The 23,117-nt window shown below is 68.1% G+C and carries 21 protein-coding genes; 4 read left to right on the top strand and 17 right to left on the bottom strand.

Annotated elements, in window-relative coordinates; genetic code table 11:
- Positions 1-122: 122 nt before the first annotated feature.
- Together ACFW3F_RS02720 and ACFW3F_RS02715 are read left to right on the top strand one after the other, a co-directional pair.
- Entirely contained in the window at positions 123-1,247 is a 1,125-nt protein-coding gene (locus ACFW3F_RS02720) for an HAD family hydrolase (protein WP_388054057.1), read from the top strand.
- A gap of 18 nt (positions 1,248-1,265) precedes the next feature.
- Entirely contained in the window at positions 1,266-3,632 is a 2,367-nt protein-coding gene (locus ACFW3F_RS02715) for a pyruvate dehydrogenase (RefSeq protein ID WP_388054055.1), read from the top strand.
- A 20-nt stretch (positions 3,633-3,652) separates the two neighbouring features.
- On the opposite strand, the gene ACFW3F_RS02710 is transcribed toward ACFW3F_RS02715, so the two are convergent.
- From ACFW3F_RS02710 to ACFW3F_RS02655, 12 genes are all read right to left on the bottom strand, one after another.
- The gene (locus tag ACFW3F_RS02710; RefSeq protein ID WP_388054163.1) at positions 3,653-5,326 is read right to left on the bottom strand and encodes a DUF222 domain-containing protein; all 1,674 of its coding nucleotides are present in this window, start codon (positions 5,324-5,326) and stop codon (positions 3,653-3,655) included.
- Between the two features lie 149 nt (positions 5,327-5,475).
- A complete protein-coding gene (locus tag ACFW3F_RS02705; protein ID WP_388054053.1) occupies positions 5,476-5,874 on the bottom strand; it encodes a hypothetical protein in 399 nt (132 codons plus the stop codon).
- A gap of 151 nt (positions 5,875-6,025) precedes the next feature.
- Positions 6,026-7,189, bottom strand: a complete 1,164-nt coding sequence (locus ACFW3F_RS02700; protein WP_388054051.1) for a zinc-binding dehydrogenase — start codon at positions 7,187-7,189, stop codon at positions 6,026-6,028.
- A 72-nt stretch (positions 7,190-7,261) separates the two neighbouring features.
- Positions 7,262-8,437, bottom strand: a complete 1,176-nt coding sequence (locus ACFW3F_RS02695; RefSeq protein ID WP_388054049.1) for a lysophospholipid acyltransferase family protein — start codon at positions 8,435-8,437, stop codon at positions 7,262-7,264.
- A 194-nt stretch (positions 8,438-8,631) separates the two neighbouring features.
- On the bottom strand, positions 8,632-9,684 hold the full coding sequence (locus ACFW3F_RS02690) for an NAD-dependent epimerase/dehydratase family protein (RefSeq protein WP_388054047.1): 1,053 nt from the start codon (positions 9,682-9,684) through the stop codon (positions 8,632-8,634).
- 109 nt (positions 9,685-9,793) lie between these two features.
- Positions 9,794-9,895 (bottom strand): 30S ribosomal protein bS22, encoded by a 102-nt coding sequence (locus ACFW3F_RS02685; protein WP_003402602.1) that lies wholly within the window; start codon positions 9,893-9,895, stop codon positions 9,794-9,796.
- A 315-nt stretch (positions 9,896-10,210) separates the two neighbouring features.
- Entirely contained in the window at positions 10,211-10,444 is a 234-nt protein-coding gene (locus ACFW3F_RS02680; protein ID WP_004019963.1) for a helix-turn-helix domain-containing protein, read from the bottom strand.
- A 188-nt stretch (positions 10,445-10,632) separates the two neighbouring features.
- Positions 10,633-11,493, bottom strand: a complete 861-nt coding sequence (gene proC, locus ACFW3F_RS02675; RefSeq protein ID WP_388054045.1) for a pyrroline-5-carboxylate reductase — start codon at positions 11,491-11,493, stop codon at positions 10,633-10,635.
- A 6-nt stretch (positions 11,494-11,499) separates the two neighbouring features.
- Positions 11,500-12,357 carry a thioesterase family protein gene (locus tag ACFW3F_RS02670; protein ID WP_388054043.1) on the bottom strand — a complete coding sequence of 286 codons (858 nt, stop codon included), beginning with the start codon at positions 12,355-12,357 and terminating at the stop codon, positions 11,500-11,502.
- 35 nt (positions 12,358-12,392) lie between these two features.
- Positions 12,393-13,286: a sugar phosphate isomerase/epimerase family protein gene (locus ACFW3F_RS02665; RefSeq protein WP_388054041.1), complete on the bottom strand. Its 894-nt coding sequence runs from the start codon at positions 13,284-13,286 to the stop codon at positions 12,393-12,395.
- Positions 13,287-13,300: 14 nt separating this feature from the next.
- Positions 13,301-15,040, bottom strand: coding sequence for a hypothetical protein (locus ACFW3F_RS02660; protein WP_388054039.1), 1,740 nt, complete (start codon positions 15,038-15,040; stop codon positions 13,301-13,303).
- 50 nt (positions 15,041-15,090) lie between these two features.
- Positions 15,091-16,068, bottom strand: coding sequence for a hypothetical protein (locus ACFW3F_RS02655; protein ID WP_388054037.1), 978 nt, complete (start codon positions 16,066-16,068; stop codon positions 15,091-15,093).
- A 54-nt stretch (positions 16,069-16,122) separates the two neighbouring features.
- Here ACFW3F_RS02655 and ACFW3F_RS02650 point away from each other — a divergent pair, with 54 nt between their 5' ends.
- Positions 16,123-16,983 carry a hypothetical protein gene (locus ACFW3F_RS02650; protein WP_388054035.1) on the top strand — a complete coding sequence of 287 codons (861 nt, stop codon included), beginning with the start codon at positions 16,123-16,125 and terminating at the stop codon, positions 16,981-16,983.
- 27 nt (positions 16,984-17,010) lie between these two features.
- Here the strand turns inward: ACFW3F_RS02650 and ACFW3F_RS02645 are convergent, their stop codons facing one another.
- From ACFW3F_RS02645 to ACFW3F_RS02630, 4 genes are all read right to left on the bottom strand, one after another.
- Positions 17,011-17,697, bottom strand: a complete 687-nt coding sequence (locus tag ACFW3F_RS02645) for a response regulator (protein ID WP_388054033.1) — start codon at positions 17,695-17,697, stop codon at positions 17,011-17,013.
- Complete coding sequence (locus ACFW3F_RS02640) at positions 17,694-19,103, bottom strand: sensor histidine kinase (RefSeq protein ID WP_388054031.1); 1,410 nt, start codon at positions 19,101-19,103, stop codon at positions 17,694-17,696. Before ACFW3F_RS02640 ends, ACFW3F_RS02645 begins: the two co-directional genes overlap by 4 nt.
- Before the next feature lie 118 nt (positions 19,104-19,221).
- Positions 19,222-19,548 carry a GNAT family N-acetyltransferase gene (locus ACFW3F_RS02635; RefSeq protein WP_388054029.1) on the bottom strand — a complete coding sequence of 109 codons (327 nt, stop codon included), beginning with the start codon at positions 19,546-19,548 and terminating at the stop codon, positions 19,222-19,224.
- A gap of 80 nt (positions 19,549-19,628) precedes the next feature.
- Complete coding sequence (locus ACFW3F_RS02630) at positions 19,629-20,375, bottom strand: phosphoglyceromutase (RefSeq protein WP_388054027.1); 747 nt, start codon at positions 20,373-20,375, stop codon at positions 19,629-19,631.
- Positions 20,376-20,526: 151 nt separating this feature from the next.
- Here ACFW3F_RS02630 and ACFW3F_RS02625 point away from each other — a divergent pair, with 151 nt between their 5' ends.
- Positions 20,527-21,975, top strand: a complete 1,449-nt coding sequence (locus tag ACFW3F_RS02625; RefSeq protein WP_388054025.1) for an APC family permease — start codon at positions 20,527-20,529, stop codon at positions 21,973-21,975.
- On the opposite strand, the gene ACFW3F_RS02620 is transcribed toward ACFW3F_RS02625, so the two are convergent.
- A complete protein-coding gene (locus ACFW3F_RS02620; RefSeq protein WP_388054161.1) occupies positions 21,942-23,117 on the bottom strand; it encodes an RNA polymerase sigma factor in 1,176 nt (391 codons plus the stop codon). The genes ACFW3F_RS02625 and ACFW3F_RS02620 overlap by 34 nt on opposite strands.

The raw sequence follows: 23,117 nt of genomic DNA, 5'->3' as shown, positions 1-23,117 counted from the left end.
CCGGGTGACGCCGCCTCGCGCGGTGTGCGATCCGACACCGTGTGAGGGGAATCGGATCCCGGGTGGCGGCCGCTAGGCTGTACCCGGCAAGCAGTGCTGGCGCTACGCGTGGGAGGTGGGCAGTGGGCGAGATCCCGGGCCCGGAAGACCGGCAGGACGACGAGACGCCCGACGACGCCACACTCCCGCCCAATCCGATGCAGGGTGACGGCCCGACCGGTGACGACTGGGAGGCGCACGCCGCAAGCGTCGAGTTCACCGACGATTTCGACGAGGACGCCGAACTCCACGAGCTCGCCGACGACGAGACCAACCGGGTAACCACCTGGATCTCCCAGCGGGCGACCGCGGCCACCGGTCGCTTCCGCCAGACCGCGCACGAGCTGCGCCAGACCCTCGCCGGTGAGGCGAGTGCCAAGGCCGCCGTCGACTCGCTGCGGTCGCGCGAGACGGCCGACATCCCGGGCGAACCCCGACGCGACCTCACCGCCGCAGCCTTCTTCGACGTCGACAACACCTTGGTCCAGGGCGCGTCGATCGTGCACTTCGCCCGCGGACTGGCCGCGCGGAAGTACTTCACCTACAGCGACATCATGGATTTCGCCTGGACCCAGGCCAAGTTCCGGATCACCGGCAAGGAGAACGCCCGCGACGTCGCGGAGGGCCGGGAGAAGGCGCTGTCGTTCATCGCGGGCAAGCCGACCTCCGAGCTCGTCGAACTCGGTGAGGAGATCTTCGACGACTACATCGCCGACAAGATCTGGCCCGGCACCCGGGCGCTTGCCCAGCGCCACCTCGACGCAGGACAGCAGGTGTGGCTGGTGACCGCGACACCCGTCGAGCTCGCGCAGACCATCGCCGACCGCCTGGGACTCACCGGCGCGCTGGGCACCGTCGCCGAGAGCGTCGACGGGGTCTTCACCGGCCGGCTCGTCGGAGACATCCTGCACGGCCCCGGTAAGGCCCATGCCGTGCGCGCTCTCGCGATTCGGGAGGGGCTCAACCTCAAGCGCTGCACGGCGTACTCGGACTCGCACAACGACGTGCCGATGCTGTCGCTGGTCGGTCGCGCGGTCGCCATCAACCCCGACACCGACCTTCGTGACGTCGCCAAGGTCCGCGGCTGGGAGATGTACGACTTCCGCACCGCGCGCAAGGCCGCCAAGTACGGGGCAGGCACCGCGATCGTGCTCGGCGCCGCGGGGGGCGGAGCCGCAGCCGCCGCCCGGTTCCTCCGGCAGCGCTGACCATCGCCGGAGGACACCATGACGCTCTCGAGCCCCACCGGCGACGTCGACACGGCTTCCGACGCACTGCCGGAGATCGAGGCACGCGTGCTCTGGTTGTCGACGTCGATGATCCACCACGCCAATCTCATTCGGCCCAATGCAACCGGGATGAAGGTCGGCGGACATCAGGCGTCGTGTGCCTCGATGGTGTCGATCATGACGTCATTGTGGTTCGAACAGCTCCGACCCGGCGACCGCGTCTCGGTGAAACCCCATGCGGCACCGGTACTTCACGGCATCAATTACCTGCTCGGACTGCTGGACGAATCGTATCTGACCACGCTACGCGCATTCGGCGGTCTGCAGTCCTATCCCAGTCGAACCAAAGACCCTGACCCCGTTGACTATTCGACGGGATCGGTCGGCATCGGCGCCACCGCACCGATCTGGGGCGCGATGGCCCGCCGGTACGTCGACACGAGACTGGGTGGTGGTGCCCCCGGCAGCGAGGCGGTCCGTGCCGACCGCCGGTCGGAGACGGTGCTGGGACGCCAGTATTCGCTCGTGGGCGATGCCGAGCTCGACGAGGGGGCGGTCTGGGAGGCGATCCTCGACCCGTCGGTCGCCGAACTCGGCGAGCTGGTGTGGGTCGTCGACCTCAATCGGCAATCGCTCGACCGCGTCGTTCCCAATATCGCGGCCGGCCGGTTGGAGGCGATGTTCGCCGCCGCCGGTTGGCAGGTGATCGCGGTCAGGTTCGGCCGGCTCCTCGAGGCCCTGTTCGAGCGCGAGGGCGGGTCGGCGTTGCGCTCCCGCATCCTCGACATGCCCAATCCCGAGTATCAGCGCCTCCTCCGCTGCGACGCCGACGAACTTCGAAAGCGGCTACCGGGCAACGGTTCCGATGCGGAAGCGGTCGCCCAGGTGATCAGCGATGTCGACGACACCACCCTGCTCGCCGCGATCCGCAACCTCGGCGGGCACGACCTCGACGCCTTGCGCGCGGCGTACGAGCAGATCGACGACACCCGCCCCACCGTCATCCTCGCCTACACCATCAAGGGCCACGGGCTCCCGACCGAAGGTCACCCGCAGAACCACTCGTCCCTGCTGACGGTCGAGCAGTACGGCGAGCTGGCCGCGTCACTCGGAATGGAGGTCGACGATCCGTGGGCGCGCTTCGCCGACGGCACCGAGGCTGCCGCACGGTGCGAAGCGGTGGCGCGCAACCTGCGTCGCGACCCCGTCGAACCCACCCCTCCCCCGGCGGTGCCAACCGACATCGGCAAGACCCCGACGGGGACGTCGACGACGCAGGCCGCACTGGGCCGGGCATTGCTCGCGCTGTCACGGGAGGCGCCCGACGCGTCGGCGCGCGTGGTCACCGTCAGTCCCGACGTGAGTTCCACGACGAACCTCGCGGGTTGGCTCAACAAGGTGGGCGTGTGGTCGCCGGACGAACGGCGCAACTGGTTCGACGACGACGCCGAGACGATCATGCACTGGCGAGAGCGTCCGACCGGTCAGCACATGGAACTCGGGATCGCCGAGACCAATCTGGCCGGCCTGATCGGCGAACTCGGTGCGACGTGGAGCAGGTGGGGTCAGCCGCTCTTCCCGATCGGCGTGCTCTACGACCCGTTCGTCGAACGGACCCTGGAACCGTGGTCGTACGGCATCTACGCGGGTGGGCAGTCCATCCTGGTCGGCACCCCTTCCGGCGTCACGCTCGCCGCCGAAGGCGGTGCGCACCAGTCGATCACGACACCGTCGATCGGCCTCGAACAACCCGGGTGCGTGAGCTACGAACCCGCCTTCGCGCTCGACGTGGAGTGGATCCTGTTGTCCTGCATCGGCCGGCTCGGACGGCCGGACGGCACGTCGTCGTACCTGCGTCTGTCGACGCGGCCGGTCGACCAGCGACTCGCCGACGTCCCGGCAGATCCCGCCGCCCGGGAACGACGCCGCCGGCATGCGGTCGCCGGCGCATACCTGTTGCGTCGCACGACTTCCCCACAGATCACCCTCGTCGGGATGGGCGCGGTGATCACCGAGACCCTCGCCGCGGCAGACCGGCTCGCCGAACAGGGCGTGAGCGCCGACGTCGTGTGCGTCACCAGTCCGGGGCTGCTCTTCGAGGCCATGCAAGCCCGGCGCGGACTCTCCGATGCGCCGTCCTGGATTCTCGATCAGGTCTTCCCCGCCGACCGTGCGGCACCGATGGTCACCGTCCTCGACGGCCACCCGCACACCCTCGCGTTCCTGACCGGCGTCAACGCGGTCCGCGGCGCGGCCCTGGGTGTCAGCAGGTTCGGCCAGGTGGGTTCGCTCGACGATGTCTACCGCCTCCATGGCATCGACACCGAGTCGATCATCCGGGCAGCGCTGGACCTTCGACGCTGACGGTCGCCGTACCCCCTCGGTCAGAAGGGTGGCGGGTCCAGCCGGTCGGCGTTCCGTTCGGCCTCGCGCTGCTTCTTGTTGCGGGCACGTTCGTTTCGCCGGCGGGCCAGTTTGGCGTCGAGTCGGCTGCGGGAGCGTTCGGGGTTGTCGCCCGGGGTGATCACATGGGGTGTAGGCGGGGCTTGGGCGGCTTGTTCGAAACGGATGCGCCGCAGGTTGGGGAAGGTGTCTTCCAGCGTTTCAGCGTCGCCGGGCAGGGTGACGCCCTCGGGGGTGAGGTATTCGGTGACCAGCCGACCATCGGAGTCGCGGTACTGCACATCAACCCAGTCACCGAACGTTTTCAGCAGGTGCCCGCCGCGGCATTTCGCGTTGAGGTTCTCACTCGACGTCGCCCCACCCTGGGTGGGGTGGACGTGGTCGTACTCGGTGACGTGGTCGAGATCGCAGGCGAACGCCGAACGGGTACAACCGGGTTCGGTGCAATACCCATCCCGCACCCGCACGAAAGCGGCACACGCGGTGGTGGGCCGATACCCGTTACCGGGGTGCGTTGCGGGATACACCACTGCCACCGATGCGGTGGTGTCGCCGGACTCAACGTCAGCGTGCGTTGTGGCGGAGAAGTTTCCGGCGTCGGCACGGGAGTCCTCGGCTGGTGCCGGGCGCTGGGAGGTCCGTCGTTCAGCATCATTGTTGCTGGTGGCCACGTAGGTCGGTGCGGTGCGGGCCGGGGTGACCGGGGTGACGGTGGCATCCGGGCGGGCGGCGAGATCACGCACATGCTCATCGGAGATGATGCCGTGCTCATCAAGGAACCCCACCCCGGGTGCTCCGGCGAGGGTCGCGGCGTCGGTGACCACATGGATCACGACCTCAGCGCGCACCGCGTCGAGCACACCCTGCAGATCGGGGATCTGTGCGGTGCATTCCTCGGGGCTGTCGCAGTGGCAGTCGAAGCTGGTGCGGGTGAGCAGGGCGAACATCGCATCGGAGCGGCGTTGCCCTCGCGTTCGCCCATCACGCTGACACACCGCATCGGCCAGAATGCCCACGGCCTTGGCCGCGATCCGCACATTCTCTGCCGTCATCACCGCGGTGAGTTCGGCGGTGCCGTCGGGCAGCGTGTGGGTCCACACCCCGCGTTGATCCATAGCGTCGCGGCGGCGTTGCCGGACCGCGTCCGGATCATGCCGGAACACCAACCGGTCGACCATGTCCCGCAACCGGGCCCGATCCCACACACCCGTGCGGCGGCGCAGGGTTGCGGCGATCTCAGCGTCCAGGACAGGGGTGATCGGGTCGTCGGCGGGGATCAACTCGGTACGGGAGATGATCACCCGGATCTGCCACTGCGCCACCATCCCGTCACGCAGGGTGTCAGCAACCTCGGGCAGCCGGTCCCGCAGCGCGATGGCCTCATCAATGAGGATCTCGGCGTGGCGGCGTGACACCCCGGCCTGGCGGGCGATGCGGGCGGCGCAGTCGGCGTGACCGTCCATCACAAACCCGGAGGCGTTGGTGGTGACCAGGCGGTCGGCCATCACCGCGATCGTCTGATACTGATGCCACACCAGATACGAGGTACCGCGCCGGGTCGCGTCCAACCCGGCCATCAACAACACCATGTCGGTCTCACCCACCAGGGCAGGATCGACCCCAGCAACGAACTCGTCCGGCAGATCGGTCCACACCCTCACCCCACACCCCCCGACAGGTGACACGACCCGCCCCCACCGCGGCGGAATCTGTTACCAACCAACCTAAACCCCACCACCGACAAAACCCGATGATCATCCACAACCGATCGCACCGTCGTAGACACGTTGTAGCGCATCCGGATTCACTGATTCACGGCCAATTGGCCGGGGCAGGTACTGGCAGACTTCATTTCGTCGACGCGACCTCGATCGAAGTCGCGCCGACGAAATGAAGTCTGGGAGTCGCGGGGGTGGTGCAGGGTCGAGTGGGCGAGGCGGAGTTCTTCGGGCCGCCAGGTGGTTTCGACACGGCTCCTCGCTGCGCTCGTCACCTGCTCAACCAGCGGAGGGGCGTGCCCACTCAACGAAACAGGACGCACAGTCAACGGGATTGGACGCACAGTCAACGGCACTGGCTGCTCAGAATCCGCGCGCATCAACTCCCTGCTGTCCCTCATTCTCACCCCGAGTGACGACGGCAGGCCGAGCATCGACGAAGACAACATCAGGTTCCAGATGATCACGTTCAGTTCGCGATCCATGAGGCGGTGCTCGTCCTCGCCTCGATCCTCCGTCGCTACGATCTGGCACCCATTCCCGGTTACCGCCTCCGGACCACCGAACGCCTCACGTCGATGCCACGGGACCTGCGACTGACCCCTGCCCTTCGAGTTCGTCCGTCGCAGGCTCCGTCTAGAGCGCAGCTACGTCACTCATCGGGTCGATGAGCACCTTGGCGTGGTGTTCGGCACCGCCGAGGGCGTCGAACGCCGCGCCGACGCCGTCGAGGCCGACCGTCGCGGTGATCAGCGATGAGACGTCGACCTTGCCGTCCGCCATCATGTGCAGCGTGTCGTAGAACTCGGCGGGGTCGTAGGCGAACACGAACCGCAACTCCTGCTCCTTGTTCAACGCCATCGCCGGCCGGAAGGTGTCGGGCTCCATGCACACCCCGACCACGACGACGCGTGACCGGAACGGCGCCTCGGTCACGATGTGCTCGATCATCCCCGGCGTGCCCACACACTCGAAGACGACCGGGCCCTTCGGTGTCGCACCCAGCCGATCGGCCATCCGGAACACCGAGGACCACGGTGCCAGCGGGATGCGGCGAAGGGTGCGCATGGCGTCGAAAGCCGCACCCAGCAGATCCTGGGCCCGGGTGATGTACTTGCCGGCCTCGGCGCACCGATCGAAGGGCGAGGTGACCGTCGGGTCGACGACGATGTCGGCACCCACCCGATGCGCGAGCACACGACGCCCGGGTGACGGGTCGCTCGCGATGACCGTCCGGACCCCGTCCGCCTTGAGCATGGTGACCACCGCGAGTCCGATCGGCCCGCACCCGATCACGACCGCGACGTCGCGGCGGCCCACCTCCCCACGTCGGACGGCGTGGTGGGCGACGGCCATCGGTTCGGTCAGCGCGGCGTGTTCGGCCGACAGACCGTCCGGGATCTCGAAGGTCATGTCCTCCGACACCAGCACGAACTGGGCGTACCCACCGGGCGCGGACTCCGACAGTCCGGTCAGATGCGCCTCCGAGCCGTGCCGGATCATCGGCACGGACACGACGGGGGTGCCGGGCGCCCATCGTTTGCGGCATCCGGGCCCGTAGGAGACCACCTCGCCGGCGAACTCGTGACCCATGACCACCGACTGCCCGGACCGCATGAACGCGTCGTAGCCGACCTCCGCGGACACCTGCGCCGTGGCGTCGCAGTGGACGCGCGCATGTAGATCGGAGCCGCAGATCCCGGCCCGAAGCACCCGCAGCAACACCTGACCCTTACCGGGCTCGGGGGTGGGGATCTCCTCGACCGTCAGCTCGCCGTCACGGCACACGACTGCACGCATGCTCCATGGGTATCAGCTGACGGACCCGCAGGGGCACCGAACGCGTGCCGTGTCGCCCGGCACCGCGCCGGCTCAGCCGAAGTAGACGCTCCCGCGCCGGCTGAGCATCCGGAAGAGGGTCTGCTGGATCTCCTCGCGCACGTGGTCGGTGAGGTCGAAGACCACCATCGGGTCGTCGGCCGACGCTTCGTCGTAGGAACCGGTCTCGATCGGCCGCCCGAAGTGGATGTGCCACTTCGACGGCAGCGGCACCATGCCCAGCGGCCCGAGCCACGGGAACAGCGGCGTGACCGGGAAGTACGGCAGCCCGAGGATCTTGGCCAGCGGCTTGAGGTCGGCGAGCATCGGGTAGATCTCCTCGGAACCGACGATCGACACCGGGATGATCGGAGCGGCGTTGCGCAACGCGGTCGTCACGAACCCGCCCCGGCCGAACCGCTGGAGCTTGTAGCGGTCTTTGTAGAGCTTGCCGATCCCCTTGTAGCCCTCGGGCCACACCGCGGTCAGCTCGCCGGCACGCAGGAGCCGGTCGGCGTCGGAGTTGCACGCCAGCGTCGCACCGATCCGCCGCGCCACTTCGCTGATGCCCGGCGTGTCGAAGGCCATGTCGGCGGCCAGCACGCGCAGGTACCGACCTTCCGGATGGTTGTCGCGCACGGCCAGCGAGGTGATGACGGCATCGACCGGGATGGTGCCCGCGTGGTTGGCGACCAGCAGTGCCCCGCCCTCGCGGGGCAGGTTCTCGATACCCGTGACCTCGACCCGGAACCACTTCTCGTAGACCTGCCGGACGGCCGGGAACCACACCGACTCGGTGAAATGGGGGTCGAAACCGAACTCGTCGACCTCGTACTCCCCCGCCATCCGTTCCCGGATGAACCCGGCGGTCGAGGTCAGCGTGTCGGCGACCGCACCACGCAGGCCGCCCAGGCTGAACAACGGGCTCGACTTCGACGGACCGCGGTGTTCGACACCCAGCGCCTCGTCAGGAAGCGTGATCTCGTCGCTGATCGGGGTCACCTGCGCCGGCGCCCGCCCGAACCCATCGGTGTTGGGATGCGCCATCACCGACGATCCCCGTTGCCCCGCAGTGGTTTTCGACCGCTCACGACCGACCTGCTGACTCGGATGGCGGCGGCGACCGGACTCCCGGACGCCACGGGCGTCGGGACCCGACGACGATGTGTAGAGCTGAATGACTTTCGCGGTACGTGCATCGGTCGCTCCGCTACCTGCCAAAGTGCTCACCCCTAGTGGTGTCCTGCGTTGGTGATCGGTCCGGGCCGGGGACCGGATCTGCGTATCCGACGCGCGAGCCGCCGCCTCGGACGATTCGCGGCGTGGGCGCGCCGGGCGCGATGTGGGTCTGACGTCCAAGTCTAGAGGTTGCACTCACGTTGCGCATGCTCACGACGACTTCATCACCATCGTGACCCGAAATTTCACTGCAACTGGTGGGCCGCCGCTACGACCCGCCGCTCGAACGACCGCCACGAATCGGACCCGAGCACCGGCGTCACACCGCTGCGCACGATGAAGTCGTCCAACGTCTCGAGCGTCGTGTACCGCGGGACGAAGCCGAGCTCCGTCCGCATCCGCGTGGTGTCGAGCACCCGGCCGTAGGTGAGGAACTCCGTCTGCGACGACCTCAACTTCGCCGACCGCAGGTCTTGGAACACACCTGCGACCGGGGCCAGCAGACTGCTCGGAACAGGCAGTTCGACATGTCCGACACGTCGGATCGCCTGCGTGAGCGTCACCACGCCCTCACCGGAGATGTTGAATGTGCCCACCTTCCCGGCGAGGGTGACATGCTCCATCGCCGCCAGCGCGTCCTCCTCGTGCAGGAACTGCAGACGCGGCTGGAATCCGATCACCGTCGGCACGACCGGTAGCGACAGATACGAACTCATCCGAGTCGTGATGCGGGGGCCCAGCATCGCCTGGGGACGGACGATCGTGATGTCGATGTCCTGACGCCGGCGGCCGAGTCCGCGAACATAACCCTCGACGTCGAGTAGATCTCGACCGTATCCGCGCTTCGGTTCGCGAGGAGCGCGCGTCTCCTCGGAGAAGTGCGAGGGGTCGCGACTGCTCGCGCCGTAGACCATCGCGGTGGATCTCAGCACGAGCCGCTTGACCGACGGGGTGCGCTGACAGGCCGCGCACACCTGCATCGCCCCGACGAGGTTGAACTCCTTGATCGCCGCCGAGTGCGGCGCGGTGTCGGCTATCGACGTCGCCGCATGGACGACCGTGTCGACGTTGTAGGCGGCGAGCGCCTTGGCGATGGTCGGGCGCCGGATGTCGACCCGCAGGAACTCCGCACGCCCCATTCGACGCAGGAGGTCCTTACGTGGCACCCGCGAGTCGACGGCGAGCACCTTCTCGATGTCCGGATTGGCCGCGAGGCGCGCCACCAGGTAGCCACCGAGAAATGTCGACGCCCCGGTGACCAGGACCACCCTGGGCGGGGCGGAGGTGGATTCGGCCATGTCCCGAGGCTATCGCCCGTCGGGCGATTCGGCCCACCGAGGAGCCCGAGGCGAGGCACCACAACGACAAAAGGACCCGCCGAAGCGGGTCCTGATGACGAAGAAAGGCCTATTTGCCGAGTTTACGACGCTGCACCCGGGTCCTGCGCAGCAACTTGCGGTGCTTCTTCTTCGACATGCGCTTGCGGCGCTTCTTGATCACTGAACCCATCGGGGCGCTTCCTCACGATTGACACTGATGTACTTGTTCGGCCCTGGTCTGCACTTCAGCCGGGAGCGAGGCGCGAGCGGCGGTGTGTCACGGAGGGCTCACCGGCGCATCCAGGTACGCGACCACCGAGCCTACCGGGCGGCACGCCGGATCGGGAAATCGCGGTGCTCGAAAGTCCCGTTCCAGGTCGCTTGCCGCGACTTCCAGACGCCCGGCCGGCCCCGCCGAAGCAGAAAGACCTCCGTGGCCGGCACTGGGCCGGTCCCGGAGGTCCTTCAGATGAAACTGCTGTTCAGGCGCCCAGCGGGCGCTGGATCAGCCGGCGTCGAAGTACGACGTCTCCAGATAATCGTGAACCGCTTTCGCGTGCACACGGAACGAGCGACCGACCCGGACCGCGGGCAGTTCGCCGTTGTGGACGAGACGGTAGACGGTCATCTTCGAAACGCGCATCAACGATGCAACCTCGGCGACGGTGAGGAACTGCGAAGCCGAAGCCGCATTGCTCACTGCGCCCGTCCTGTCACCAGGAGTATCTGCAGGTGCCATGAATCACTCATACCTCCGGTGCACGCGTCGCGGCCGCAGGCTTCCCCTCCTGCGGACATCAGACACGCACGTGCTTAAAGGAGCTTAGCGTGGCAGATGTGAAAAAAGCGACGTGAGAGACCAGTATTTCTGAGATTCCTGTGACTCGACCCCAACATGCTGGGGTTTGTGGGCACATCGACCACAATTCATGGGGTGTCGGTGACGGCGTGTCCCTGTGCCAAACCCTCGACTTCGACTCGACGTCCGCCCCGTGCGCTGGCGGCCGCGCAGGCGCGAGTCGCCTGGTACACCGCGTGCCGCAGGCCGTTGGCCTCGAATTCACGGATGGCTTCGGCGGTGGTACCGCCCGGTGAGGTGACCGCCGCGCGCAGATCGACCGCCGACAACCCGGAGTCACTGAGCAGGATGCCCGCGCCGCGGATGGTCTGGACCGCCATCTCCGACGCCTGGGCACGGGTGAGTCCGAGCCCGACGCCGGCGTCGATCATGGCCTCGGCGAGGAGGAACACATAGGCCGGGCCCGAGCCGGACACCGCGGTGACCGCATCCATCTGCTTCTCCGGCACGACCGCAACGCGGCCCACCGTCTGCAGGATCTTGACGACGGCCTGCAACTGCTCTTCGCCGACGTACCGACCTGCCGAGACCGCGGACATCGCCTCGTTGACGAGCATCGGGGTGTTGGGCATGACCCGGATGACCGGCGAACCGGCCTGCAAAGCGCTCTCATAGCGCGACAGGGGGATTCCGGCCACCAGCGTCACAGTCACACGCTCGGACTCCGCGTTGTCCTCCGCCGAGGCCAGAATCCGCAGGATCGAGTCGACGTCGTCGGGCTTGATCGCCAGGAACACATACTGAGCCGACTCGGCTGCGCTCTTGACGTCGGTGACCAGCACGCCGTACTCATCGGCGATCTCGGCGGCGCGACTCTCCACCCGCTCGGCGACGACGAGGTCCTTGGTCGGGGTGCCTGCACCGATCAAACCGGCGAGCAGAGCCTCACCGATCTTGCCTCCGCCGATGATGGCGATGCGTTCGGACACGGATGTCTACCTTCCTGAGGGGATGAGAGCCAGCTGGCGGGACTGTGCGACGACGGTCCCGGTCGAGTCCACCACGAGGTGGTCCTCTTCGAACATCCCGGGGCCGACCTCGGAACTCGTCGCCGCGAAACGCAGCCAGCCGGGAGCGGGGTGCCGGCGGACGTAGGTGGTCAGCTGCACCGTGGGGGCCCACCCGAACAGTGCCAGGTTCATCACGACGGGCGGTGAGATGTCGCCCACCAGGACGGCGAAGTACGCGTCGGGTTCGACGCCCTTGGGCCGGATCCATCCCCGGACGAGCGGTTCCCCGGTCTCCCCGCGCACGACCGGGAACGTCTCGGAGTCCAGGACCAGATCGATCGCGGCGCCGAGGTGATTGACCTCGGCGATCGGCGAGCCGTCGAGCGGGATTCCGGTCGACGACGGTTCCACGGGTACGGCGTCGAGGACAGTGGGTCCGGAATGGTGCGGGCGGCCGCTGTCGGGCCGGGCCATCGTGACCGACGACGACACGACGGTGCGGCCGACCTGAACGGCGTCGACGGTGAGAACCGTGACGGTGCGCCCGCGTTTGCGAACGGAGATCTCCAGATCGACGTCCGCCGCGTCGGGGGCGGTGAGGTAGTCGCTGGAGATCGCCACCGGGATCATCGCCGCGGCCGACTCGGCGAGCCGGTCGCCGTCCGGTGTCAGCGCGGTGAGCGCCGTCCGCGCTGCCTTGGCGACCACCATCTGCAGGGTTCCGCCGTGCACCTTCGGGCCGATGGTGAACGTGTCGTCGATGTGCGCCCGCAGGGTGATCGAGTCGGGACCGTCCCGGCCCACCTCGGTCAACTGCTGCACCTCGGTGATCTTGCTGGTCATCGTCCGCCTTCGTCGAGGAGACCCGTCCCCCGAGGTCAGCTGCTCAACTGGCCGGTGGGCTCGGGGTGCAGCTCCCGTTTGAGATGCCGCCGCGCAAAATCTAGCGAACGCCCCAGCAGAGCGCTGCGTTCGGGTTTGGTGCGGGCACTGCCCGTGGTGACCTCCAGCACAACCGCCCCGGCGAAGTCGCTGGATGCGATGCGTCGGCACACTTCCGCGCACGGCTGGCCGCCGTCGCCGGGGATGAGGTGCTCGTCGGTGGCCGCACCGTTGCCGTCGGCGAGGTGCAGGTGATTCAGCCGCGAACCCATCCGGTCGAGAAGAGCGAGGGCATCGACACCGGCGGTCGCGGTGTGCGAGAGATCGAGCGTGTAGTGCGCGTAGCCGTCGTCGGTCGGATCGATCGACTTGCCGAACGCCGACGCCGCGAGACCGGGCCCGCCGCCCCGCTTGGCGAGGCGTCGCACCGACGGATCGCCCGCCCCGAACAGCCGGTCGGCGCGCATCGGGAACATGTTCTCCACGGCGATCGCGACGCCGCTGTCCTCCTCGAGCTGGTCCACCAGATCGTCGAAGGCCGCGACGTAACCACGCTGCCACCGGAACGGCGGATGCACGACGACGGTGGCCGCACCGAGATCCTCGGCCGCCTCCACCGCACGGGCCAGCTTCACGATCGGGTCGCGTCCCCACACGCGTTGGGTGATGAGCAGGCACGGCGCGTGGATGGACAGCACGGGTACCTGGTAGTGGTCGGACAGGTACTCGACGCGCCGGATGTCCTGGCTGAGCGAGTCACCCCAGACCATGAGCTCCACGCCATCGAACCCCAGTTCGGCGGCGTAGGCGAAGGCCGCCTCGGTGTTCTGGGGATAGACCGAGGCCGTCGACAATCCGATCGGTATCTCGACCGGCTGGGACGGATTCATCGGTTCGGACCGTGTCACGCGGCCAACAACACCAGCGGCCCGATGGTGACCAATAGACCCACTCCGAGCGCGAGAAGGGTCGTCGGCAGGTCCTTGGTGCGCCGGACCACATGGGAGAGCGTCACGATGCCGAAGATGACCAGGACCGCGAGCACCAGTGCGAAGTACGGATTCCACCGCCACAGTTCGGTGAAGCCCCAGAACAGGCCGACACCGACGGCGAGACCCGCAATCGCCTGCCCGAAAATCACCAGCCACGCCTTCACCGGCGACGGCTCGTCGTCCTCCGTGGCCTTCGGCGCACCGGTGGCGGCGTCGGCCTCGACGGGCGCGGCGCTCGGCGCAGGAGGCGTCTCGTCCCGACCGGCCCGATCGTCCGCAGTTGTCGTGGGGCCGAATCCGTCGTCGGGCGTCTCGTCGATGTCCGTCGTGTCGTGCAGAGCATCGAGCTCGGCCGGACCCCCGGGTTCGGCGGGACCCTCGGGGTCGCCCTCCTTCACCAGGTCGACCCCGCCCACGTGGGGCAGCGACTCGACCGGCTCGATGGCCTCGGTCGGGTTGTCGTCGGTCGGGTTGTCGTCGGTCGTGTGGGTGTCCGTCGCGCGGTCGTCGCCGAAGTGGTCATCGCGAAGGTGGTCGTTGCTCAGGTGGTCGTCGGTGGGCCGGTTGTCTGTGCCCGCCGCGGCGATCGCCGCCGTCGTCCCGCCTGCGGTCGCGGCCGCTGCTGCGGTGGAAGCCCAGTCGGCCGTCGGCTCGTCGTGGTCGCGCTCGTCTTCGGCCCGGTCGCGGCCCTTGCCGCCGAAGAGCCTGCGCGCCAGTCCGCCGACGCCCGTCGATCGCGTCTTCTTCGACGGCGCGTTCCTACCGGTCGCGGCCGGCGACCGGCCCCTGCCACCCGACCCGTCGTCGTCGCCCTCCACGTCGGCGAAGTTCCGGTAGGCATCGAAGTCCATGACCTCGGAGAACCCGCCGTCGCCACGCTCGCGGGGACCGTCGTCGCCCGCGTCGACCTGCGTCAGGTCGTAGGTGACCACGTCGTCGGAGTCGACGACCGACAGGTCCTGCCCGTTCTCCCCGACCACCGGGATGATGCCGGTGACCGCGTTCGCCGACTCCTGGTCGACAGGTGCGGAGTCGCGCGGCGGACTCTGTCCGAGTCGGCGCGCCACCGCCTCGGAACTGAAGTCGCGGGTCGACATCGGCGCAACCTGACCCTGGCCGTAGCCGGGCATCCCGCTGGCAGTGCGATTGCCGGGTCGTCCCTGCTGCTGGTCGGCACGCGAACGGTCGACGACGGGCTGGTCGTCGGCCGGGCGACGCGCTATCGGATTCCCCGACCGCGGGAACGGCCCGCCGGAGATGTCCGGTCGAGGTCGGGGGGTCGTGTCCCGCTCCGGCGGGGCGGCCTGCTCTGGACGCGCGGTGCTCGCGGGAGCTGGGGGTGCAGATGGTTCGGGCTGGGAAGGCTCGGGCCGGGTCGCCGGCTCGCGCTGGGGGGCAGGTTCGGCGGGCGACGCCGTCTCGGCATCCGCATCTGCATCGACATCGGCATCGGCATCGGCATCGGCATCGGCGATCTTCGGGATCTCGCCGGTCAGCGCGGACACCGAGAACGAACCGTCGCGGCCGGCGCGCCGGCGTCCCCGGCCCTCACGATTGGCCCGTGCCGGCGAGTCCCCCGCCGACCCCTGTGAGCGGGCAAGAAGTTCCGACACCGAGATGGGTCGAGATTCGGGCTCCGAATCCTTCGACATGAAGTGGCTCTCCGTCCTCGTTCTCGAACGTTTGGGTCCGGGGCTCTGGGTCAGCCGACGCCCTCGTGAATGCCGTGCGTCCGGGTCGGCTCCAGTGAGTCGGCCTGCTCCGCGTCGAGTCGGCGCAGGATCACACCCTCGCGAAGTGCCCACGGACAGATTTCCAGTGTATCGACTTGCAACGCCCGCATTGCCGCCTCGGCGACCAAGGCCCCGGCGACGAGCTGGCCGGCCCGGTCGGAACTGACGCCCTCGAGTTCCGCGCGATCCGCCTTGGTCATCCGGGAGATGAAGGAGATGAGCTGGCGCAGCCCGTTCGTCGTCAGTTCGCGGCGCACCCGCGGCCCCGCACTCGACGGCGCGGCTCCGGTCAGCCGGGCCAGGCTACGGAAGGTCTTCGACGTCCCGACGCACAGATCGGGTGCACCGGGCGCGAGCAGTTGGGTCGCGGGTGTGCGTAGTTCGGCGTCCAGCCAATCCCGCAGCACGCCGACCCGCCGCCGGTCCGGCGGGTCGTCGGGCAGCCACTCGCGGGTGAGTCGACCGGCACCCAGCGGCAGCGACAAGGCCACGTCGGGTTCCTCGTCGACGCCGTTGGACATCTCGAGGGAGCCGCCGCCGATGTCGAGGGCGAGGATTCGCCCGGCGCTCCAGCCACGCCAGCGTCGCACCGCCAGCGAGGTGAGGCGGGCCTCGTCGCGCCCGGACAACACCAGCACACGCACCCCGGTCCGCCGCTCGATCTCGTCGAGCAGATCGTCGGAGTTCGCCGCGTCGCGCACGGCCGAGGTCGCGAAGGCCATCATCTGCTCACAGCCGGACGTCCGCGCGATGTGGGTGAACTCGTCGATCGACTCGATCAGCTTCGCGACGGCCCGATCGCTCATCCGACCGTCGGCGTCTATCTGTTCGGCCAGGCGTAGGACCGCCTTGGTCGAACTCATCGGGGTGGGATGGCCGCCACGATGGGCATCGACCACCAAGAGGTGGACTGTGTTGCTGCCCACGTCGAGGACTCCTAAGCGCACGGGTCAACGGTAGTGCAGCGGCCTCACCGGCTCGATCCCGGCTACCGTGTACAGGTGACCGCCATCTCGCCGTCCGCGCCCCGCATCGATCCCGCACCGGAGGTCGAACTCGACTTTCCGCGGGAATGGTACGAATTCGCCGATCCCGCCGATCCGGAGCACGTCATCAGGGCCGACCTCACCTGGCTGCTCTCTCACTGGACCTGCGTGTTCGGCACGCCGGCGTGCCAGGGCATCCTCCCGGGCCGGGAGACCGACGGTTGCTGCAGCCACGGGGCGTATCTGTCCGACGACGACGACCGCGAGACCCTCGCACGTGGGGTGGCGATGCTGACGCCCGAGGACTGGCAGTTCTACAAGAAGGGTTCGGGCAAGGACCCGGTCGGGCCCAAGGGGTATCTAGAGGAGAGCGACCTCGACGACGAGCCCGCCCTCAAGACCCGACTCCACAAGGGCGCGTGCATCTTTCTCAACCGTCCGGGGTTTGCCGGCGGCGTCGGGTGCGCGCTGCACTCGATGGCGCTGCGCAAGGGTCTCGAACCGCTCACCGTCAAACCCGACGTGTGCTGGCAGCTGCCGATACGTCGTGAGCAGGACTGGGTGGAACGTCCCGACGGCACCCAGGTGCTGCAGACGACGATCACCGAGTTCGACCGACGCGGCTGGGGCGAGGGCGGCCACGATCTGAAGTGGTACTGCTCGGGCTCCCCCGATGCCCACGTCGGGGCCAAACAGGTGTGGGAATCGTACGCACCCGAGCTCACCGCCCTGCTCGGCGAAGCCGCGTACGAAGCTCTCGCGGCTGCCTGCCGACGCCGGAACGGGTTGGGACTCATCGCGATCCACCCTGCGACGCAGGCCGCGACCCGACGCCGCGAGACCGACGTCAAGTACGAGCTGCAACCCCCGGAGTAGTACGCCGGGGGTTGCCGGCCCTCGCGCCTAGGCCTCGAGCTTGTACCCGAGGCCGCGAACGGTGATGAGGTGTTTGGGATTCGCCGGGTCCGGTTCGATCTTCGAGCGGAGCCGTTTGACGTGCACGTCGAGCGTCTTGGTGTCGCCGACATAGTCGACACCCCACACCCGGTCGATCAGCTGACCACGGGTCAGTACGCGGCCGGCGTTGCGCAGCAGGTACTCGAGGAGGTCGAATTCCTTGAGCGGCAACGTGATCGACGCTCCGTTCACCGACACGGTGTGTCGTTCGACATCCATCCGGACCGGTCCGGCCTCGAGGATTCCGATATCGAGACCGTCGTCGGGCAGATCGCCGCCCCGCCGCAACACCGCGCGAATGCGGGCGATCAGCTCGCGCGCCGAATACGGCTTGGTCACATAGTCATCCGCGCCGAGTTCGAGACCGACGACCTTGTCGATCTCGCTGTCGCGCGCGGTCACCATGATCACCGGCACGTTGGACCGGGTGCGCAGGGCCTTGCAGATCTCGGTTCCGGACATCCCGGGCAGCATGAGATCGAGGAGCACGATGTCGGGACTGACCCGATCGAAGGTCGACAAGGCTTGTGCGCCATCGGTGATGACGCTGGCCTCGAAGCCCTCTTTGCGCAACAGGAATGCCAGCGGGTCCGCCAGCGATTCCTCGTCCTCGACGATCAGAACGTGGGTCAACTCGTGTGTCCTTCGGTGTGTCGGGCAGATGGGTCGTCACCTGGCGCTGATGGGAGTGCGCGTGGTGGGGAATCGGGGTCCGACAGCGCCTGATCGGCTGCGGCCGGCCAGCCGGCGTCGGACAGGTCCTCCGGGATGCACAGTGTGAACGTGGAGCCGGTACCCGGCTTGCTCCACAGGTTGATGGTGCCGCCGTGATTGGCGGCCACGTGCTTGACGATGGCCAGACCGAGTCCGGTGCCACCGGTCATGCGCGACCGGGCCTGATCGACCCGGAAGAAGCGTTCGAAGACCCGCTGCTGGTCTTCCGCGTCGATGCCGATCCCCCGGTCGGTCACCGCGATGGCGACCATCGGCCGCCCGTCGATCTTGATGACCCGCCGGCTGATGGAGACGACGGTGTCCGCCGCCGAGTACGAGATGGCGTTGGAGATGAGGTTGTTCAGCGCGGTCAACAGCAGCGGACGATCACCGCGGATGATCACCCCGATCGGGTCGTCGGCGCGCAGTTCGATCGCCGCCGCCTCGGCGGCCAGGGTCGCCGCGCTGAGGGCGTCGTCGATGAGCGAGTCGACGTCGATGCAGGTGAACTCCGGGGTCACCCCGTCCTGGAGCCGGGACAGCGCGAGCAGTTCGCTCACCAGGTTGCCCATGCGCTTGGTCTCACCGACCACCCGGCGACCGAAGTGCTGAACCGACTCGGTGTCGTCGGACGACTCGAGCAACGCCTCGGCGAGCAGGCCGATCGCGCCGACGGGCGTCTTCAGCTCGTGCGAGACATTGGCGACGAAGTCGCGCCGCGTGGCCTCGACCCGCTTGTGTTCGGTGTCGTCGTGGCCGTAGGCGACGACATAACGCTCGTCGCCCTGCGCGACGATCTTGGCGAGGCACCGCACGTGTTCGACGCTGGGCCGGGGAGTCCGGCCCGTCGAGACGAAGCCGAGGCTCGATGTGGGCGGACTGAACTCGAAACGGCGTTCCACCCCGGTGTCGAGGACTTCTTTCACCGCTTCCCACACGGGGTCGGCCAGCAGCATCTCTCGCACCAGTCCGAGGTCCACGGCCCGCTGGTTGTACAGCACGACGTCGCGGAACTCGTCGACGACGGCGATGGCGGTCATCGTGTTGCGCACGACCATGCTCAGCAACCCGGCCTTCGTCATCCGGCCGTCGTCGGTTGTCGCCTGCACATCCGAGTCGCGAACCTCGGCCCAGGACGGCACGGCCCGGGGGCCGAGCGCGGCGTCGACGGTGGGTGCGGCGGCGGGTGCGGAACCACGCGAAAAGCGATCGATGAACGCGAATCCGCGGGACCGGTCACGGTCCCGGGTGCGTCGACCGATCACGACACCGAGGCAGAGCGCGAGTACGAACGCGATCGTCGCGGCTGAGATTGCGGCGGTCACAGGGGCAGCTTACGGCTCGACCAACTCCGAACGCACATCTGACGAAGGAGTTCGGCAGTTGTTCACACGGAGTTGGCCGGAGATCCTGCGAGGGTGGAGACCGGGACGACCGGGTCAATCACTGGGGAACCGGTACCGCCATGTCGGCGAACTCGGGGTGGCGCTCGATGAAACGTTGCACGTAGGAGCAGACCGGCACGACCTGCTTACCGTCGCGCCGGATGTCCTCGAGGACCGCCCGGACCAGTTGTCCCGCATAGCCGTGTCCGCTGAACTGCTCCCGGATCACGGTGTGCGTGACGACCACCTGATAGGGCTCGGAGACATAGTCGACGTAACCGACGACCTCGTCCTCCGCGGGGGACGAGGGGTCGGCGACGAGGATCGCCTCATACCGCTCCTGGGCAGGTGAGTGCTCGATTCGCAGGGTGCCCGACTCCGCCATGCCGTCTAATGTAGCGCGCGCCACACCGTCGACGCCATGGCGAAACGTGCCACGTCCGGATCTCCGGGTGGACTAGCTGCTCACTTCTGACCCTGGGCGGCGACCGCGGCGGCGCCGGCGGCCGCGGCCTCCGGGTCGAGGTAGGTACCACCGGGGTTCAGCGGCTTCAGGTCGTCGTCGAGGTCGTAGCGAAGCGGGTTGCCGGTGGGGATGTTCAGGCCCGCGATGTCCTCGTCGGAGATGCCGTCGAGGTGCTTGACGAGCGCACGCAGCGAGTTCCCGTGCGCCGCCAGCAGCACCGTCTTGCCGGCGCGGACATCGGCGACGATCGTCTCGAGGTAGTACGGGATGAAGCGATCGACGACATCCTTGAGGCACTCGGTCAGCGGAACCTCGGCGAGGTCGGCGTAGCGCGCATCGCCGACCTGGCTGTACTCGGCGTCGGGCTCGATCGCCGGCGGCGGGGTGTCGTAGCTACGACGCCACAGCATGAACTGTTCGTCGCCGTACTTCTCCTTGGTCTCGGCCTTGTTGAGGCCCTGCAGCGCGCCGTAGTGGCGTTCGTTCAGTCGCCAGTCGCGGATCACCGGAATCCACAGCCGGTCGGCCCGGTCGAGGGCGATGTGCGCGGTCGTGATCGCGCGACGCAGCAGTGACGTGTAGACGACGTCGGGCAGCAGATCGTGTTCGACGAGCAGCTCGCCGCCACGCTCGGCCTCGGCCTTGCCCTTGTCGGTCAGCGCCACATCGACCCAGCCGGTGAACTGGTTGGACGCATTCCATTCGCTCTCGCCGTGACGCATCAGGATCAAGGTGCCGTTGCTCATGGCCGATAGTTTTCCACAGACAGTGCGCACCCTCTCCTCACCGGCGGTGAGAACCCGGACCGACCCCCGGTGCGTCCCGCAGATCGACGAAATGGTAGCGATCCCCTCGATTCGCCGCGCGAAAGGACCGGGGCAGGTCTAGCGTGAGCGCATGTCAGCCAGTACAGACGCCGGTGCGACCGGCCAGAATGCGGAGAAGCAGCCCGAGCTCAAACGCGTCTTGGGCTGGAAACTGTTGCTGCTGTTCATCATCGGCGACATCCTGGGCACCGGCGTCTATGCGCTCACCGGGCAGGTCGCCGGTGAGGTCGGCGGCGCGGCGTGGCTCCCGTTCCTGATCGCCTTCACGGTCGCGACCCTGACCGCGTTCTCCTATCTGGAGCTGGTGACGAAGTATCCGCAGGCCGCCGGCGCTGCGCTGTACGTGCACAAGGCATTCGGCGTCCACTTCATCACCTTCATCGTGCTGTTCACCGTGATGTGTTCGGGAATCACCTCGGCGACCACCGCATCCCGGGCCTTCGCGGTGAACATGCTGACCGCGTTCAGCGGCGATTCGCCCGACGCGACGAGTCCGGCGCTCTTCGCCATCGCGATCGGCTTCCTGCTCCTGGTCATGTTCATCAACTTCCGCGGTGTGGCCGAGGGCGTCGGCACCAACGTGGTCCTCACCATGGTCGAGCTGACGGGCCTGTTGCTCGTGCTGTTCATCGGTTACTGGTTCATCGTCGGAGGCAACGCCGAACACTGGGACGCGGTGGTGGCGTTCGAGAGTCCCGACGACAAGAACGTCTTCATCGCCGTGACCGCGGCGACCTCGCTGGCATTCTTCGCCCTCGTCGGTTTCGAGGACTCGGTCAACATGGCCGAGGAATGCAAGGACCCGGTCCGGATCTTCCCGAAGGTGATGCTGAGCGGGCTGGGGATCACCGCCGTGGTCTACATCCTCATCGCGATCTGTGCGGTGGCCATCGTGCCGGTCGGGGTCCTCGCCGAGAGCGAGACGCCGCTCGTCGACGTCGTGCAGACGGCGGCCCCCGATTTCCCGATGTCGGATCTGCTGCCGTGGATCTCGATGTTCGCCGTCGCCAACACCGCCCTCATCAACATGATGATGGCCAGCCGGCTGCTCTACGGCATGGCCAAACAGGGTGTGCTGCCGAAGTTCCTGGCCTACGTCCACCCCGGTCGCCGGACCCCGTTCGCGGCGATCATCTTCACCACCGTCGTCGCGCTGTGCCTGCTGGCCTACGTCAGCGCCGATCCCAAGGGTTCCATCGTCGGACTCCTCGGCGGTACCACCGCGCTGTTGCTGCTGGCCGTGTTCACCGTCGTCAACGTGTCCGTCCTGGTACTGCGCAAGGACAAGGTGGGACACAAGCACTTCCGCACGTACACGCCGATCGCGGTCATAGGTGCCCTCACCTGCGGCTACCTGACGCTACCCGTCACCGGGCGCGATCCCGAGCAGTACGTGGTCGCCGGCTGGCTGCTGTTGCTGGGCGTCATCCTGTGGGCGATCACCTACTGGTGGAACAAGCGCAGCGGAACCGCCCCGGCCTCCGCCTACGACGACATCCCGCCGCACGAGATCCCCTGACGAACCCGCGCGGCCTCTCTCGCGAGGTGCTCACGCTCGGCGATGCTGGCGGCGGCATGCGACGCCTGCGCGTACAGGTCGGCCGCGAGGGCGAGGTCGCCGGCACGCTCGTGCAGGTGCGCCGACACCGCGTCGCGACGCGGGATCGCGTCCGGCACCGCAGCCAACGCCGCGAGTCCGGCCGCCGGACCGTCGGCGTGTCCCACGGCGACCGCGCGGTTGAGCCGCACCACCGGACTGTCGGTGAGCCGCAACAGCTCGTCGTACCATTCGACGATCTGCAGCCAGTCGGTCTCGTCGAAGGATGCGGCGTCCGCGTGGAGGGCGGCGATGGCGGCCTGGGCCTGGAACTCGCCCAACCGGTCGCGGCCCAGCGCGTCCTGCAGGATGTCGACTCCCTCCGCGATCAGCGCAGTGTCCCATCGCGTCCGGTCCTGTGCCGCGAGCGGGACGAGACGGCCCCCCGGTCCGGTCCGCGACGGCCGCCGGGCGTGGTGGATGAGCATCAACGCGAGGAGACCGGCCACTTCGGGTTCGTCGGTGAGCGAGGCCAACTGGCGGGTCAGGCGGATCGCCTCGGCGGCCAGATCGAGGTCGCCGCCGTACCCCTCGTTGAAGATCAGGTAGAGGACGCGTAGCACGGTCGTCAGGTCGCCCGGCCGATCGAGAGGGGTTCCCGCGATGGTCCGTTTCGCTCGGCTGATCCGTTGCGCCATCGTCGCCTCCGGCACGAGGTGCGCCTCGGCGATCTGCCGGGTGGTCAGGCCGCCCACCGCGCGGAGCGTGAGCGCGACAGCGGCATTCGACGACAACCGGGGATGCGCGCAGAGAAAGAAGAGGGCGAGGGTGTCATCCGTCGACGGCACCGGATCGCGGGGACCTCGTTCTCGGGGCTCGGCAGCCTCCATCGCGATCTCGCGCTCCCGCCGGGACGACGCCGCCCGCGCGGAGTCCAGGAATCTGTGCCAGGCCACCGCGACGAGCCACGCCTTCTCGTCCCGAGGCGGGTCGTCGGGCCAGGTCTGCAGCGCCTTGATGAGCGCCTCAGAGACGGCATCCTCGGCCGACGCGAAGTCCGCTCCGCGCCGGACGAGGACCCCGATGACCTCGGGAACCAGTGTCCGCAACCGAGAATCGTCCAC

It is taken from the genome of Gordonia sp. NPDC058843 (genome assembly GCF_042743165.1).
In the GTDB taxonomy this organism is placed as follows: domain Bacteria; phylum Actinomycetota; class Actinomycetes; order Mycobacteriales; family Mycobacteriaceae; genus Gordonia.
The sequence above is the reverse complement of the archived record's forward strand: the minus strand, read 5'-3'. Positions and strand labels throughout refer to the sequence as shown.

Excerpts from the sequence above, each read along its gene's own strand:
- ACFW3F_RS02715 (WP_388054055.1), top strand. The coding sequence starts at position 1,266 with ATGACGCTCTCGAGCCCCACCGGCGACGTCGACACGGCTTCCGACGCA.
- ACFW3F_RS02705 (WP_388054053.1), bottom strand. The coding sequence starts at position 5,874 with ATGGATCGCGAACTGAACGTGATCATCTGGAACCTGATGTTGTCTTCG.
- ACFW3F_RS02700 (WP_388054051.1), bottom strand. The coding sequence starts at position 7,189 with ATGCGTGCAGTCGTGTGCCGTGACGGCGAGCTGACGGTCGAGGAGATC.
- ACFW3F_RS02690 (WP_388054047.1), bottom strand. The coding sequence starts at position 9,684 with ATGGCCGAATCCACCTCCGCCCCGCCCAGGGTGGTCCTGGTCACCGGG.
- ACFW3F_RS02685 (WP_003402602.1), bottom strand. The coding sequence starts at position 9,895 with ATGGGTTCAGTGATCAAGAAGCGCCGCAAGCGCATGTCGAAGAAGAAG.
- ACFW3F_RS02680 (WP_004019963.1), bottom strand. The coding sequence starts at position 10,444 with ATGGCACCTGCAGATACTCCTGGTGACAGGACGGGCGCAGTGAGCAAT.
- ACFW3F_RS02670 (WP_388054043.1), bottom strand. The coding sequence starts at position 12,357 with ATGACCAGCAAGATCACCGAGGTGCAGCAGTTGACCGAGGTGGGCCGG.
- ACFW3F_RS02665 (WP_388054041.1), bottom strand. The coding sequence starts at position 13,286 with ATGAATCCGTCCCAGCCGGTCGAGATACCGATCGGATTGTCGACGGCC.
- ACFW3F_RS02660 (WP_388054039.1), bottom strand. The coding sequence starts at position 15,040 with ATGTCGAAGGATTCGGAGCCCGAATCTCGACCCATCTCGGTGTCGGAA.
- ACFW3F_RS02635 (WP_388054029.1), bottom strand. The coding sequence starts at position 19,548 with ATGGCGGAGTCGGGCACCCTGCGAATCGAGCACTCACCTGCCCAGGAG.
- ACFW3F_RS02630 (WP_388054027.1), bottom strand. The coding sequence starts at position 20,375 with ATGAGCAACGGCACCTTGATCCTGATGCGTCACGGCGAGAGCGAATGG.
- ACFW3F_RS02625 (WP_388054025.1), top strand. The coding sequence starts at position 20,527 with ATGTCAGCCAGTACAGACGCCGGTGCGACCGGCCAGAATGCGGAGAAG.